The sequence below is a fragment of the Serratia sp. HRI genome (genome assembly GCF_010119335.3).
GTDB lineage: Bacteria > Pseudomonadota > Gammaproteobacteria > Enterobacterales > Enterobacteriaceae > Serratia > Serratia nevei.
Genome location: NZ_CP083690.1, coordinates 5,361,876 through 5,377,989, shown reverse-complemented (window position 1 = coordinate 5,377,989; position 16,114 = coordinate 5,361,876). Strand labels below are relative to the sequence as shown.

Annotated in this window: 10 protein-coding genes; 6 read left to right on the top strand and 4 right to left on the bottom strand. The window is 58.6% G+C overall.

What is annotated here, in order from left to right; genetic code table 11:
- The 5 genes from GF111_RS25780 (at position 1) to GF111_RS25760 (ending at position 9,052) form a co-directional block, all read left to right on the top strand.
- Positions 1-2,157, top strand: a complete 2,157-nt coding sequence (locus GF111_RS25780) for a hypothetical protein (RefSeq protein WP_055313373.1) — start codon at positions 1-3, stop codon at positions 2,155-2,157.
- A 128-nt stretch (positions 2,158-2,285) separates the two neighbouring features.
- Entirely contained in the window at positions 2,286-4,052 is a 1,767-nt protein-coding gene (locus GF111_RS25775; RefSeq protein WP_224217782.1) for a hypothetical protein, read from the top strand.
- Positions 4,053-4,065: 13 nt separating this feature from the next.
- Entirely contained in the window at positions 4,066-5,724 is a 1,659-nt protein-coding gene (locus GF111_RS25770) for a hypothetical protein (protein ID WP_147190893.1), read from the top strand.
- A 9-nt stretch (positions 5,725-5,733) separates the two neighbouring features.
- Positions 5,734-7,644 (top strand): hypothetical protein, encoded by a 1,911-nt coding sequence (locus GF111_RS25765; protein WP_147190891.1) that lies wholly within the window; start codon positions 5,734-5,736, stop codon positions 7,642-7,644.
- A complete protein-coding gene (locus GF111_RS25760) occupies positions 7,625-9,052 on the top strand; it encodes a hypothetical protein (RefSeq protein ID WP_055313274.1) in 1,428 nt (475 codons plus the stop codon). Before GF111_RS25765 ends, GF111_RS25760 begins: the two co-directional genes overlap by 20 nt.
- 60 nt (positions 9,053-9,112) lie before the next feature.
- On the opposite strand, the gene GF111_RS25755 is transcribed toward GF111_RS25760, so the two are convergent.
- The 4 genes from GF111_RS25755 to GF111_RS25740 all read right to left on the bottom strand — a co-directional run bounded on the left by GF111_RS25755 (position 9,113) and on the right by GF111_RS25740 (position 14,334).
- Positions 9,113-9,826, bottom strand: a complete 714-nt coding sequence (locus GF111_RS25755; protein ID WP_038880238.1) for a flagellar brake protein — start codon at positions 9,824-9,826, stop codon at positions 9,113-9,115.
- A gap of 76 nt (positions 9,827-9,902) precedes the next feature.
- Positions 9,903-10,685, bottom strand: coding sequence for an N-formylglutamate amidohydrolase (locus tag GF111_RS25750; RefSeq protein WP_038880241.1), 783 nt, complete (start codon positions 10,683-10,685; stop codon positions 9,903-9,905).
- 101 nt (positions 10,686-10,786) lie between these two features.
- Positions 10,787-12,508, bottom strand: a complete 1,722-nt coding sequence (olsF, locus tag GF111_RS25745) for an ornithine lipid synthase OlsF (RefSeq protein ID WP_038880245.1) — start codon at positions 12,506-12,508, stop codon at positions 10,787-10,789.
- A gap of 155 nt (positions 12,509-12,663) precedes the next feature.
- Positions 12,664-14,334: a DUF4091 domain-containing protein gene (locus GF111_RS25740; RefSeq protein WP_085819461.1), complete on the bottom strand. Its 1,671-nt coding sequence runs from the start codon at positions 14,332-14,334 to the stop codon at positions 12,664-12,666.
- Positions 14,335-14,800: 466 nt separating this feature from the next.
- Here GF111_RS25740 and GF111_RS25735 point away from each other — a divergent pair, with 466 nt between their 5' ends.
- Positions 14,801-16,054, top strand: a complete 1,254-nt coding sequence (locus tag GF111_RS25735; RefSeq protein WP_055313279.1) for a sugar ABC transporter substrate-binding protein — start codon at positions 14,801-14,803, stop codon at positions 16,052-16,054.
- Positions 16,055-16,114: the final 60 nt, after the last annotated feature.

Sequence of the window (16,114 nt, the reverse complement as noted above, 5' to 3'; positions counted from 1 at the left end):
ATGTTAACCACCGCTTTGCAGCAATCGATAAAAATCGACGTCACCGAGTATTTGGGCGTCAAGGAATACGCGTATACCTGCTACGGCGACAGCGACAGCAAGGATATCTTCTATGTGGTGCCGGAGATCCCGGTGTTTGCCAAACGGGATACCAATACGCCGAGCTTTATGTTTTACAAATACCGCAGCGAAGATACGCAAGGCGGCTACGCACAATTCACCGTGCAGCTGCCGCAGCCGAATGCGGAAATGAAAGACCGCATCCGCCTGCAGCTGTATAACGGCCTTGGCAGAAAAGACGGCCCGCTGGATAAAAAATCCGAGCTCATTGTCGCCTACATCGAGGCGAAACAGCGCTATGAAGCAGACCCGGAAAACAACGAGAAGAAGACCAAGATGGACCAGGCGCAGAAGAATACCGGCCTGAGCGATGAACAGCTCAACCGGTTTGTCGCGCTCTACGACGGCAACAAGGGCGACGATCAATTCCTCAGCGAACTGATGCCGGCGGACGCTGCGAAAATCGAACTGATGCAGCCGCGCTACACCTCGGCGCAGGCCATGCTGATCCTCGACGGCAACGATAAGTTCTATCGCCAGATCCCAACGCCGCTGTCCCCCTCCGGCCTCGGCGACAACAATACCGTGTTCAGCCTGTCGCTGACCGGGGAAGGCGCCACACTGTTTGAACAGGTGCTGAAAGGCACCGATAAAAACGCCAGCGTCGGCGTGCGCTTCGACCTCTCTCTGGATGCCTCCATGTCGGCGGCCAAGGTGATCGTCACCTACAACAGCGAGCAGGCCAAGTCGGTGACGCAAACCATCAACCGTCACACCTGGTCGGCCGACGAGAAAAAGATCGAGCAGGAGTTTTACGCCAAGGAGGCGATCAAGGTGGACGTCCGGATCGGATTGACTGCACAAGAGATGGGCATGGAGTCCGGCGCCTATGAAAAATGGAAGGAAAGTCTGCGGAACTGGGGACAACAGCAGGTCGAGCAGATCCTGAGCAGCCAAACCGGCATCGACATGAGTCTCAATTTGCTGAACGACGTCGACGGCTTCGACAAATTCGAGTCCAAACTCTCGCAAACCCAGAGCTTCACCCGTGAATATGAAGAAAACGCCGTGGTGTCCTCCACCATTTACCCACAGACCCAGCTTCCGTCGATACGCTCAATCGTCGGCGAAGCCGATTTGGATCAGTACTTCAAAGAGTACGATCTCCACGACCCGTTCTATCAGTACATCCAGCCGGAGTTCTTCGTCACCGAAGACATGGCGAAGTATGACATCGCCAATATCGTGGTCACCGCAGTGTACGACAACGATCTCAAGAGCACGCTGACCTTTACTCCGAAGGATCCGGGGCCGAAAAAAACCGACAAGTGGTTTATCAAACCCGAACTGGGCCGTGCCTACCGTTATCATTACACCGTCAACTTCACCGGCATGCAGGCCAAGCCTTACCTGTCTGGGGAGATCCTGGTCAAAGACGATCTGGTGGTGACCATCAACGCGGCGCAAAGCGGCATCGTCTACGCAGATATCTCCACCCTGCTCAATCCGCTGGGCTGGGAGGTCTTCAGCCAGGTCGTGGTCAAGACCCTGTACGAAGACAAAGATCGCGGCGTTCAGCTCAAGAAATACTCCCAGGTAATCAAAGAAAATAACCCGCCGGTGCCGTTTATTTATCCGATCGGCACCAACGTGGAAAAGCCGCTTTACTATTCGGCCGACTACTATACGCTGGGCGGCGACAGCCTGACCTACCTCCCACCGGGCGTGGAAAGCAACCCGCAGCTGCCGGGCTATGGCGAAACACGTGGCAATCAGATCCTGATCGCCAACGCCCTGCCGAAACAGCAGAAGTACACCATCATCTTCAAACCGTCGCAAAAAGACGTTTCGCTGATCACCTTCGAGATGACGGTGAACTACCCGAAATGGGACTTCTCGCAGACGCAGCCCATTGCGTTAACCGAGTTCGACACCAAGTCACTCACGCAGTACCTGACATTCAACCTGATGCAGCAAGAGAAAGGCAACGAGCCGCAGATCAGCTACACCGCCACGGTCTATTACGGCGATAACCAGGAGAAAACCGTCACCAAGCCGATCACGGGCACCAGCACCATCGTGGTCGTGACCTTCTGACGGCCGGTCTCCGCCGGAGCAAGCACGCCTTGCTCCGGCTCCCTCTCCGATGACGTGGGGTTGCCGCTATGCGCGATCAGGTAATCATGCAAGACATCTGTTTTATTCGGGCTGACCCGGATCGGCCCGTGTATTACTACTGTGCCGCCGCGCCGAGCGTGCAGGTCGCCGCAGGCAATCAACCCGATGTCCAACTGCAAATTTTCAGAAACCTCAACCAGCCGGACGATCTCTACTACGCCACGCTGTCGTTGCAGACCCAGCTGGCCAGTTCGCCCGAAGCGGCGCAACGCGCCGCCGACGCCAGCCCGGACATGCCGCGCGATGCGATCTTATTGCCGCTGCAGGCCATCGCCTGCAGCGCGACGCTGAATATCCCCGATCTTATCCCCGGGCAGACCAGCAAAACCTCGCTGAGCGACCAGCAATATTGCTACCTGTCCGCCAAACTGAACGACGACGACGATATCCTGCTGCTGGCGAGCCTGATGCGCACGCCGGCCTCGACGCCGATCGCCGTCAGTTACAAAATCGACTACCTGCAGCAACTGCCGCCGGCCACCTTCGAGCTGGAGGCCAACTGGGACCAGGTTTACCGTTACCTGCAGCGCTCAATAGGTTTTAACCTGCTGATCTTTACCGTCGGTATCGAGCAAACTTCCACCCAGTTGATCAGCGAGAAAATCGTCACCGTCAAAGTCAGGGATACCGATCCCGACGGCCATATGGCGCAGGCGGCCGCCGAACTGACGCAGATCCTCACCAGCCAGTTCTTCACGCCGGTTATCGCCAACGAACCGCAGCAGACAAGCCCCAAAGCCGGCTTTTATCTGCAACAGGTCTCGGTGGAAAACATCGATCAACGTCGCCTGAGCGGCAAGATCAGCGAAACCACCGTCGTGCAGCGTTCGCTCTATCCGCAGGCCCTGTTCGCCCAGTTGGTCAACGGCACGGACTATCAGGCCGATCGCGCGATCGTCAAACGCGATCTTCAGGATGACTTTTTCGCCTATCGCGAAGTGCGGGTCAGCCTGCTGTCGGATGCGCTTGACGCCAATATCCTGCTGGTGACGGCACGGTTGCGCTATGGCTCAAACAGCCGACAGTTGAAATTTACCCGGGACGACTTCGGGCCCAAGCAGTTTAAGGAACCCAGCCTGCTCGACCCGAAAACGGGAAAAATGCTGTGGCCGGTCGAGTATGACTTCACCGTATATTTCAACCAGTCGATAGGCGGCGTGACCTCGGTCAGCTCCGGCAGCCTGCAAACGGAGATGAGCGACGTCTTTCTGGACGTCGAGTCGCTCTACGGCCGCTATGATTTCGCGATCGAAGCAGCGCAACAGTTTGACTGGCAGCGCTATCAATCCGTGCTGGTCACGCTGCGCTATCGCCACCGTCAACAGCCGAACAGCAGCGTGTCGCGCAGCTTCCAACTTGACCAGACCAGCCCGCGAGCCCACTACCCGGTCATGCTGCCGGAGCCGGACGAATACCAATTCGACGTCAACAAAACCTACAGCGCCGCCGTCAACTCACCGCATATTTCCGCCGAGCTGCAAGAACCGACCGGCCAGGACGTCTACCTGTTCTCGACCCTGTATCGCCAGCGCGTGCTGACGCTGTCGGCCGACATGGACTGGCGCCGGGTGGAAATGGTCATCGTTTCCGCCAGCTACGCCTGCACGCCGGCGGAAACGCTGCAGCAGGTGTTTCAATTTACCGAATCCGACGCCGCCCCGCGGTGTTTCAGCGCCGATCAGCTTGATCCGGAGCAGATGAGCGTCGAACTGGATATCTGGTTTACCTATCAACCCGGCGAAGGCGGCGATCGGCCCGAAAACGTGCAGTGCTCGACCGACGCCAACGCTCTCGATCTCGCCACCCTCAGTTAACTAAGGAAACGCCATGTTATTACTCAGAGCCAAAACCGCCACCATCAACAACATCACCTTCTTCGCCGACGATTCAGACGATAACCAGTTCTGGTATCTGCCCGGTGATATCCACATTGCGCAGAAGTCGGGCGAACCGGTGTTTTCGCTGCTCAAATACACCGGCGACGCCAGCGATCCGCAAGGGGGATACATCAACTTCGAGGTCAATACGGCGATCGACGAAGCGGTGTTGAACCGTGCCTTCAACGACTATCTGCGCAAACTGAACGTTGATCCCAAGAATGCCCGCAAGGCCCAGGTGCCGTATGATAAAGGCACGGTGAACTTCTTCGTGCTCGACGCGGGCGCCACCAACGGCGAGCTGATCAGCGCCCCTTGCCCCAGCCTGTTCGGCAACAACAGCGCCATTTTCAGCGCCAAGCTGACGCCGTCTCAGGCGGTGATCCTCGAAGCCGCGTTCACCCAGGCCAAGGCGCCGGCCGCCGTCGCCTATAACCTCAGCTTCACCGGCATCACGCCGGCGCTGAAGGTCGAAGTGACCGCACAGTTCGAAAGCATCTATAAAGAATTCGATCTGAAATTCGGCGCCAACATTCCCATTCCGGTTGAGACGCCTGCCAGCTTCTGGCTGGGCTTCGACAGCGTCATCAAAAAACTGCAGCAGGATCAGAAACTGGTGATCAAGGTCACCGAAAGCATGCCGGGCGACGAAGAGGCCAAAGAGAAAGAGTGGGCACTGCAGTTCGTCAAGGAAGAGATCTTGAAAAGCTTTTTCAGCGCCACGCTCAAACCTAACGACGACAGCAACCCGCAGGCGAAATCCGCCAGAGACGCTATTCTGGATTCGCTGATCGCCAGCGACAAGAAAGAAGGCGAAGAAGCCGGCAAAGGCGGCCTGTTCCCCAGCGCTTCGCTGGAGATCAAGCTGGTGCGGATCGAGGAAACCAAAAGCCTGAATTTCAACTACACCTCGTCGAAGGCCCTTAGCCAATCCGCCGTGCCGCAAAACTTTATCGGCAGCGATATTCTGCACGCCCAGAAAACTGCGCCCTACTTTATCCAGGTCAATGTCAACGATCCGTTCTTCCAACAGCTGGATTTGACCGTGCTCGGACCGGACAGCTTTGAGGAATATGGCATCAAGGCCACCACCTTCAACATCCGTTACAACCACCAGGTGTATACCGCCGCGCCTTTCACCAAAGATGACGGTACATGGACCAAGCGCATCGCCCGCAGCAGCGATAAGAACGAGTTGTTCCATATCACCAGTGATTTCGCCTTCAAGTCCGTCGCCGCCTCTGGCTGGGAAGGCAGCAGCAGCTATCAGTCGCTGTCCCAATCGGCCTCGACGCTGCTGAACATGGATCCCGGTTCGGTGTTGTCTTTCAACGAGATAAGTATCTTCCTCGATCGCAAATTCTCTTGGGAAAACTGCAACCAGGTCATGGTGGAGCTGAGTTATCAGGATGACAAAGGAAGCCGCAAGATCAAGAGATATACCTTTAACCAAGATGCGCACGAGAGCCAAACGTTCAAATACCGCTGTATGACGGAGAACCCCTGGACGGTCAATTACACACTGATCTACTTCCTGGTTGGCGGGGAAACCGTCGAACGCAGCGGCAGCGAAAACCCGCCGGCGATCGTCATCCCCAACCTGGTTTAGGTGAGCACCATGATCGATCGCAACGCAGTGTTACCCGCGGCATGGAACGCCCTGGTCAACGCCCTGTGCAAGGAAGCGCCCCATTTGCAAAACACGCTGGCCCCGGACGTCGCCCGCTTCAGCCGGACGAAGGCGACGCCCGGCGGTTTGTCCGCTGCGTTTACCACCAGCCTGCTCGGTTATAACGGCAGCCCGCTGGAGTTCACCGTGTCGTCGGCCAAACCGCAGGGGCTCGCCTGCACGCTGGATCCCTTTTTACCGCGCTATGCGCAGCGCCGCAGCGCCGGCGCCTTTGTCCGACACTGTGAGGCGATCACCGCGGCCCCGCTCGCCGATCCCGCTAACAGCCTGGAGGCGGTGCGACGTATGCAATGTGCAAGCGTTCAGCCGCTGCGCTTCGGCGCCTGGCTGGGGCGAAAATACGCCCCGGACGCGATCAAAACCAAGGTCTACGTTGAAACCCCCGCGGACATGGCGGCCGCACCCGATGGCTTGCAAGGGCCGCTCACCGCCGAGGCCCGCCGCGCGGCGGGATTGACGCTGCTGATGGTGGGGTATTACCCGGAATCTGCCGACTCTCCGCGCGAATATTACTACCAGTGGCACAGTGCGCGGATCACGCGTGACGATATCCTCGCCGTCATGCGACTGTTCGAGGGAGAAAGCCGTTTTTCCGCCCTGATGCCGCTGCTGGACCGCGCGCTGCGGCAGCAGGACAGGCGGGACTTCCCCCCGACCACCTACGGATTCAGTCTGGGATACGCGCCGGACGGCAATCTGGAGAGTTTTACGCTGTTTGCCATGGCGGCAAGTTTTTTCGGCGACAACCGCCGCGTTTTCGACGGTATCACCGCGCTGCTGGCGCCCGATGGCCAAGCCATGCCGCTGCTTAACCGCGCGGTGAGCGAACAGGTTCCATTGCAGTACAACGTCGTCGGCTTTTCCTGCGATCGCCAGGGCAATCACAGCGTCAGCTGCACGTTCAGCCCGCAAAACGCACATTTCGAAATCCTGCCATGCAAAGCGCGCGAAACGGCACCGCTTGTGCCATTGCCGTTGGCGGAGCTGTTGGCGCAGCAGTGTGCCAGCGGCGCCTTTCCCTCTCATGTCAGAACGCCGGATGGCCGCTGGCACAAGGATGAAAATGCTTTTGTCACCGCCCAGGTGCTGCGCACGCTGGATTATACCGCCCAGACCGCGCCCCATATCGAGCTCGCGCTCGACTTCTTGCTCAGTTGCGAGAGCCGCCCGCACCACTTCCATTTTTGGCCTGCCGGCAAGCACCCCGCCTGGATGGCGGGCCAGCGGATCGACGCTGACATCGACGATACCGCCATTATCACTGAGCTCTTGTATCGATTTCATCGGCGCTCGTTGGCGCAAGCCAGACAGACGCTGGCGCAGATGCAGGCTTATCAGGTACAGCGCGTCGAACGACGGCTGAAGACGACGCCCTATCCCTGGGCCGAGTGTTACGCCTTTCACACCTGGATGAAAGACGACGGCGACATCACGCAACTGGACTGCTGCGTGAATACCAACGCGCTGATTTTAATCCATGCGTTGACCGCCGCTCACGGCAGCCCGCCGCCGGCCTATCCGCGCATTATCCAAATGCTGAATCAGGCGGTGAGCTGGAGCGACGGCGATTACAACCGCCTCAACGCGTTAACGCCCTATTATGCCCACCCGCATGAGTGGCTAAGTACGCTGGAATACGCCAGGCGGCAAGGGGTGCCGCAGCTTGCACCGGCGATCGATGCGCTGGCCGTCTGGCGCTTGCCGGCGACCAACGACGAAAGCCCGCTCTATCGCCGTCACGACGGTCATTTTCTTTGGACTTCCGCCTGCCTGAACCAGTTCAGACATCTGGCACGCCTTTCTTCCCTGGAGGATCGCTATGAATATCTTTCTCAATGATCTGGTGACGCTGAACAAGGTCATTTTGGACAACGCGCGCAAACAGTTTCCCGACGCCGAAGCCCCCCGTCTGCGCTACCGCGCCGCGCCCGCGCCGGTGGCCGACGAACTGCAGGCCGATGTTTGTACCGAAGTCGTCTCGGGAGAGACGCGCTATCGCATCGCCACCAGCAGTGACGGTACGCGCTGGCATATGACGGTGGATTTCGCGCTCAGCCGCGCCGTTCAGCAGGTGCCTTACGTGGTGCTGACTTTCAGCACTTTCGGCAAGATTGAAGAAATGATCTTCGAACAGGTTTTGCTGGACGTCCCGCCGACCCGCTACCGCGCCCAGCTCGACCTGGACCGCCTGGAACAGCGTGACGCGCTGCTGCGAGCGCTGTCGGATTATGACTCGCAAACCACGCTGGTGGTCGCCATCGTCACCGATAACGGGCTCCTCAACACCATCACCTCGCCGAAAGTCTTCTACTTCGCCGAGAACTACTATCCCTATATCTATCAGGGCATCCTGCCGCCGCCGCCGCGCCTGCAGCTGATCCTCACGCCGCTGGCCTTCGGGCAGCTGTGGTACAACTACTATCAGGACTATGTACGAAAAAACTATCTTTATTACCTGCCGGATACTTTCCTGCTGGCGACCAACGCCGCCGATGACGACAAACCGATGCTGTCTATCTCGTTTTCTGCAGCGCCGCACGCAACCTCGCTCAACGATGTCGAGGTGACGTTCGACTATTTCCTGTCACCCAAGGTCAATCAGGCGCGCATCGGCGACGCCACCGCACAGTTCACGCAGATGCAACCGGACGGCAAGCTGGCACCGTTCGCCAACGCGGACACCCTGACGCTGCTGCTGGGGCTGCCGGACGGTAAAACGGAGGAAAAAAACGCGCTGATCAATCTGCAGAGCGGTATCGTGGATTCATTCACGCTGCCCGCCAGCCAATTTGGATTGATTTGGGATGCCTTCTTCGATCGGTCGCCGCAAAACCTGCTGCTCAAGGGGTATCTGGCGGTGCAATTCACCGGCTTCAACCCGGATAATCTGCCCGTAGCGCTGGCGCTGGACGCCAAATACCAGAACAGGCTGCCGGATTTCATCAAGCAATCCGCACCGGCGGACATCAATAAGACCGTGGAATTCCGCAGCGACACCGGCGCCTACGATCCTGCCGGACCGCGGCCGATCAAGCGCATGCTGGTCAGCATCGACAACCAGACCATTGAGCTGGACAAGGAGCACCCCGTTCAATCGGTTAACGTCAAGATTTCCGTGCTGGAACTGATCCTGCATCCGGACAAGAAGCTGGTGTATCACTACGATTTGCAGATTATCTACGTCGACGGCGGCAAAAAGTCCTACTACGACAATACGTCCAGCTTTGAGATTATTTACGTCCCCTGAACGGGGAAAGAATGGCGGCGCGGCCGGGCGGCATCCAGCCCGGCGCGCCGGAACAGAGGATCAGCGTTTTTTCTTTTTGTTGAAATCCAGCTCGAAGGCGAACACCGCGCTCTGAATTTTGCGCTCCATCGCCAGCCCCAGCTTGAGGAAGCGGCATGACAGGCGCGAGAAGTGCACCACCTGATCGTTGTCGTCAGTTTCCTGATCGTCGTTGACCACCACCAGCTCCATGTTGACCTTGAAGCTGCCGTAGCTGCCCAGATCCAGCAGCGCTTTCTTGAACTGCAAGCCCGGCTGGAAGCATTCCGGCAGCGGGCCGTCGAAGCGCAAACCGACGCCGCCGGCGGACAGATCGTGGATCCGCAGCTCATAAGGCGTACCGTCCGGGTATTCGCCGGTGCAGAAGAATTGGCGCCAGTGCGGCGTGGTGATGCGGAACTGGCGACGGCGCTGAATGTAGACCAGCTCCTGCGGCAGACGGGTCGAGCAGGCCTGGACGCCCTGATGTTCGGTCAGCTCCGCCTGGCCGACGGAAAACTCGATTTTGGCGTCGTTGCTTTCAATCACGATGGTGCAGGCGCCGTCGATGGCGCTCGCGGCTTCCTCACCGCTAAACACGATATTGTCCGGCCCGACGCTCAATAACAGACTTTGAAACCGGTGCTGCTGATTTTCTACGCGCAGCGGCGTGCGTTGTTTGCAAATTTCACGCAGAATCGCCAGAACTTCAAAACGCTCCCGTTTGATAAACAGTCCGTTATCGCTGTGCTCCACACGTCTCTCCTGACTTTTTTTCTAATGACGTCTTACGTATTCCTTACGGTTATCATCTCTGGGAATATTCCTAAAGTCAAATTTGCCAGCGTTGCCAGGCCTGTGGCAACAGGCGCGCGAAACGTTTCGCCCACGCCTGCTGCCCGCGTTCGTCGGCGATCAGATCCTGGCGAATTTCGATGCCGACATAAGGCAAACCGCGGCGTTCAGCATGAACCGGCAACGTATAGTCGGTGGCGTCCGTCATTGCATAAGGTTCGTTGATGCCCACCTGCAAATCCCCTTCTTCACGCAGCAGCTCGGCCAGCAGATGGGCAAACTCCGGGTAGCGGTTAAACAGCAGCCCCACCTGCCAGGGGCGCGATTCCCCCTTGAACACCGGCGTAAAGCTGTGCATGGCGATCACCGCCGTCGGCAGTTCACGCAGTTGGCGTTGCCCCAAATGATCGTCGATGGCGTGGTGATACGGCAAAAACACCTCGCGCTCGCGCGCCAGCGCGTGTTCGGCGTCGATACCGATATTGCCGGGGATCGGCGTCAGCTCGGACAAGTGCGGGATCGAGCTGGCGATGCCTGGCGCCCGGTTGCAGTCGATCACCAACCGCGAATAGCGCTGATGGATCAGCGTCGCGTCCAGCTGGCGGCTCAGATGGCGCGACACGCTCAGCGCGCCGATATCCCAGCCGATGTGGCGTTCGATCTCCCCTGGCGGTAAGCCGAGATCGCCGAGGGATTGCGGTATCGTCTTGCCGGCGTGATCGCACAGCAGCAAAAATGGCGCTTTGCCATGCGGGATTTCAACGGCGGCGGCAGAGGGTTCATCGGCGGACAATAACGGCGGGATAAAGGAGTGTGGCATGCAAGGCTCCGGCGGTGGAAAGCGAAACGTTTATCGTAGCGCTATCCCGTCACCGGCCCCAAGGTCGTGCTTAGATCAAAAAGGCATGAGTCAGACTACAATCATGCCGTCTCGGCTGGCTGCGGCTGATGCACCGCAATATAACGTTGATAGCGCGACGGCTTGAGCCGCGTGGTGTCCACCAGCACCAGCCCGTCGATGCAGTTGTTGAACGCCGGATCGGTGCCGAAGTCGATAAACTGCACCCCGCCCGGCTCGCACAGCTCGGTGTACTGTTTGTACAGCGTCGGAATCGAACAGCCTATGTTGCTGAGCAGGCTCTTCAGCCGCACCAGATCTTCCTGGTAGTTATCCCCGGCAAACTGCGCCAGCACCTGCGGCAGCGACGCCGGATAAGGCCGGCGCGACTGCGCGAAGGCATGGTCCGGCGAGAAGTAGAGCCGATAGAAGGCGATCAGCAGATCGCGCGCCGCCAACGGCATGCCGCCGGAGATCGACACCGGGCCGAACAGATAACGGTACTGCGGGTATTTCGACAGGTAGGCGCCGATGCCCAGCCACAAATAGTCCAGCCCGCGTTTGCCCCAATAGGCGGGCTGAATGAAGCTGCGCCCCAGCTCGATGCCCTGCGCCAGGATCGGTTCCATATCGCGGTCGTAGTGGAACAGGCTGTTGCTGTAGATGCTTTCCAGCCCTTTGCGTTCGATTTGTTCGGCGGTAGGGATAAAGCGATAGGCGCCGACGATCTCCAGCTCCTCCTCATCCCACAGCACCAGGTGATAATAGTCGTCGTCGTAGCTGTCCAGATCGCGGCGGCGGCCGGAGCCTTCCCCTACCGCACGGAAGGCGATCTCGCGCAGGCGACCCAGTTCGCGCAGGATCGGCGTGCGTGCTTCGTCGTGGCGGCGGTAGAGGTAGATGGTTTTACCGTCCGGCGTCACCCCCAACCGTTCGCAGTTCGCCAGCGCCTTTTTCAGCTCCAAACGCTCTTCCGGCAGCGCGATCGGCGATTCGCTGGCGAACAGCCCCGGTTTGCTCTGGCCCAGGCGATACACATGGCGGCGAAAACGCTCCGCCAGATCTTTGGCGCTGGTGTGACCGTCATGCCAGTTGGCGAACGGCACGCGGCCGCCGATGCGGATCTTGATGCGCCCGCCCCGCTGCTGGAACATTTCGCGCACCAGCAGCAGCGTCGACAGCGGCCGGTAGATCAGCGAAGTAAAGTAGAACAGGTTGCTGTTGCGCGCGCTGATGTGGATCGGCACGATCGGCGCGCGCGCCTTGGCGGCCAGGCGCAGAAAGCCGGTATGCCAGTGGCCGTCGCGGATGCCCTTCGGGCTCATGCGCGACACTTCGCCGGCCGGGAACAGGATCAGCGCGCCCTGATTGTCCAGCTGCTGCTGCATGCCTTCAATCTGCTTGCGGCTGGTTTTATAAGCGACGTTATCCACCGGCACGAACAGGTTGCGCAGCGGTTCGATGTAGGTCAGCAGCTGGCTGGCCACCACTTTCACATCCGGGCGCACCGCCGCGACGGCACGCAGCAGCACCAGGCCGTCGAGCGAGCCGATCGGGTGATTGGCCACGAGCACCACCGGCCCCTGGCTCGGAATGTTTTCCAGATCGCCGTCCACCAGCTCGCAGCTGAGGTTGAAGTAGTCCACCACCTGCTCGATCAGATCGAGCCCTTTCAGGTGGGGATAGTCGGCGGCGAACTGTTTGAATTCTTTTTCGAAGAGAAGGGTTCTTAGCAGGCTGCGCTGCCAGGCAGGGGTATTGCGGTGTGGAAATGCATCTTGCAACAGAGAATCCAGGCTGAACATCGCGTTATCTCCTGACGTAGTCGCTGCAAACTTAAGCCAGAGCCGTGACTCTGACGTGTCAGTTACATGACAATAAAATGAATCCATCGACTATCAGGTATAGCAAAGTAATGGCGATTCGGGAGCGAAAGACGCATTTTCGCCCCCATTGACCCTCACATCGGCGCCAGCAACGCTTCGATGCGGCGGTTCACCACTTCTCGCAGGCGCAGCAGCGGCCCGGCCTGGTGCGGATAACGCTTGAAGGTGATGCGCATGCCCAGCTCGCGTTCGATCAGCGCCTCCACCGTCGCCCGGTCGGTCAGACTCTCCAGCAGCTGCAGCGCGCGCATATCCTGCAGCCCCTGGTGCAGCACCCGCAGGCGCAGCGACTCCACCGGCTGCAGATCCTCGCCCGGATAGACCACGAACGGATCGCCGGAGGGAAACGCATGGCCGCTGTCGGTCACCGCGTACGGATTGATGCGCTCGCGCGAATGGGCGCTGTTATAGAAGTTGAATCCCCAATGCAGGAAGCCGGCGATGCGATACAGATACAGCTGCACGCCCAATATGCGGTTGCGCGCCGAAGGCTGGGCGAAGAACCGATTGGCGACCTCGGTCTTCTGCACGCAGCAGTAATAGGCCCACAGGCCGGGCACCCGGTGCTCGATAAAGGGATCGATATGATCGGTCGCGGCGACCGGGGTTTCCACCAGGCCTTGCTGATAGAAAGCGAAATCCGACAGCGCGTCGAAGGTGCGGAAGCCGTCCAGCAACGGCCGCAGCGCGGCGGCGGCGCGCCGGTAGGCCGCCAGGTTGTCCAGCGTCGGCTCATCGGAAACATGGAACCACACCTGCCGTTCCAGCCCCCGCTCGCGGAACCAGGCGGTCAATTCGGGCAGCAGCGCCTGCAGGAAACGCTGATACGGTTCGCCCTGCGCATCGGTGTGCCAGCCGAAAAGCGGTCGCGCCTCGCCCTGCTCCTCCACCACGATCTTCGGCGCATGCGCCGCGCCCCATTGGGTAAACAGTGGCGCGATTTCGAAGTGCTCTATGCCCTCTTCCTGCGCCAGCGCCACCCACTGCGCCAGGCGGCTGAAATCGAAGCCATACCCCTGCGCCGAACGCGTCACCCTCACCAGCTGCACCGTGGTACGTTCGCCGCCGACGGCGGTATCCAGCGGCGGCGTAAACAGCGGCGTCAGCAGCATATTAACCCCGGCATGCACCGCGCAGCGCACAAAGTGGCGCAGTGCGCGCCAGTAATCCGGGCTGAACACCGCCAGACGGTAGTAATCCGCCAGGCAGTCGGTGTGCAGCCACTCGGTGTGCAACAGCGTTTGCGGCGGCAACGCCGCCGGCACCAGATGCAGCGTCAGCCTGGCCTCGGCCAGCGCCTCGCCGCTCTGGGCATCCAGCAGCCGCAGGGTCAACGGAAAGTCGCCGGCCAGTTGCGCGTCGGCCGGTGGCGTCAGGGTCAGCCACAGGCTGCCATAATAGCGGCAGGCGGCGAAAAAACGCCGTTGCGGCAGCGGCATCAGCGGATCGGGAAATAAGCCCGGCTCGGTCGTCAGGTAATTCTCGTCGGTCTCGCGATAACAGGGAAAACCGCTCGGCACCGATTGCACCTGGCGCACGCTGATATACTCCGCCAGCGGCCCGTCGAGTTGATAACACAACTCATGGCGGGTTTCGTTGCCCGGCGTTTGCAAACAGTACACCGCCTGCCAGGAAAGCACCTCGTTATTTAACCCGCTCAGCCGTTCTTCCACGGAAATAGGTGGCACACTGTGGCGATGAAATACTTTCTCCAGGCAATGAGTAAATACCAGAGACAGGCGCATGATGTTCGGCCCTCTTTATTTTTAATGAATAAACACGGTGAAAATTCAGGCTAGCGCCTTTTATCGCCACAGACAATAGCCGGTAATAAAAATCGTTCCCACGCCCTTCTTTGACTGCCGCAATCCGATTTTTTTGTTTATTTGCATCACAAAAATGAAAGAAGCTGATGCTTGCACAATAAAAATGTTTTTAATCCCCATTATGGTGCAAGGGTTATCAGTTATTCCTATGCCTGCGAGGGCCGCTAAATGCCGCGACAGCAGGGAGAAAACCCATTGGAAGGTTAACAAAATGTGAATGAATCCACCTTTCACTTGGCCGTGAAAGCCTTTCGATTTTAACAACAATGAAACATTAGCGCCCCGTTTTTGGGCGTCCGGGGGTGTATTGACACATTGAAAGTTAAGGGATAGAAAGAATTTACGTTGCGAAAAACGTTATTCGTCGCTCACCGAGGGGAAAGCAATGTCACCGATAAAAAATACCGGACGCCTGCTGGCGCACTCTATTCTTGCCAGCGCATTATTATTACCCACCCTGCTCCACGCCGCAGATAAAATAACATTGCGCTATGCCGTTTGGGACAGAAACCAATTACCTGCCGAACAGGAGATCGCCAAACGCTTTGAACAGGCCAATCCGGATATAAAAATAGAAATAGAATTAACGCCCTCTGCGCAATATTTCGTTAAATTGGATTCCGCTGCCGCCGGCGGCGTGGCGCCGGATATATTCTGGATCAATATGCCTTATTTTGTGCAATATGCCAAAAACGGCATTATGGAGCCGCTGGCGCCTTATATTAAGGACAGCAGCCTTAAGCTGGATGACGTGGTCGCCAGTTCGGTGAAAGCCTACCAGTACGACGGCCAACAGATGGCCATTCCGCGCGACGTCGACTCCATCGCCGTGTGGTACAACAAAAAACTGTTCGATCAGGCCGGCGTCAGCTACCCCACCAGCGACTGGAGCTGGGACGATCTGAAACACAAAGCCACCGCCCTGAAAAGCGGGCTGAAAGACGCCGCCTTCCCGCTGGTGATGGATCTCAGCATCGACGGCCAGGACAGCTATATGAACCTGCTGTTCCAAAACGGCAATCATATCGTGCCGAAAGACGGCCAACCCACCGACATCGCCAACGACAAATCCATCTGGGTCTACCAGCAGCTGCAGGGCATGATGAAAGACGGCCTGATGCCGAGCGCCCAGCAAATGAGCGAAGTCAAAACCGAGAACATCTTCCAGTCCAACCGCGCCGCGATGGTCTATGCCGGTTCCTGGCTGGCGGCGCCGTTCGCCAACAACCCGCTGATCAACGATCACATCGGCGTGGTGATGATGCCGAAAATTGAACGCCAGTCCGGTGTAGCGCACAGCCTGGCCTTCGCCATGTCGGCCAAAAGCGCCCACAAGCAGGCCGCCTGGAAATATATCGCCTTCATGAGCAGCGAAGCCTCGCAGGCGGAGCTGGCCAAGGTGGTGATCCCGGCCAACAAGACGGCGGCCAAGGTCTGGGCGCAGCAGATCCAGAAAGTCGACGTCTCGCCTTATATCCAGACCCTTGAAGTGACCCAGGCTTACCCCACCGCCGGCACCAATACGCCGAAATGGCAGAACATGTGGATCGCCAGCCTGAAGAAAATCTTTATGGGCGCGGACGCCAAGCAGGAAATGGACAAGTCGGTCAAGAAGATCGCGCGCGTCATGGAGCAGTAATCGCCCCGCCGCGGCGCGCTACCCCGAGTGTGCGCCGCGGTGGACCCACGCTGAAAGTGA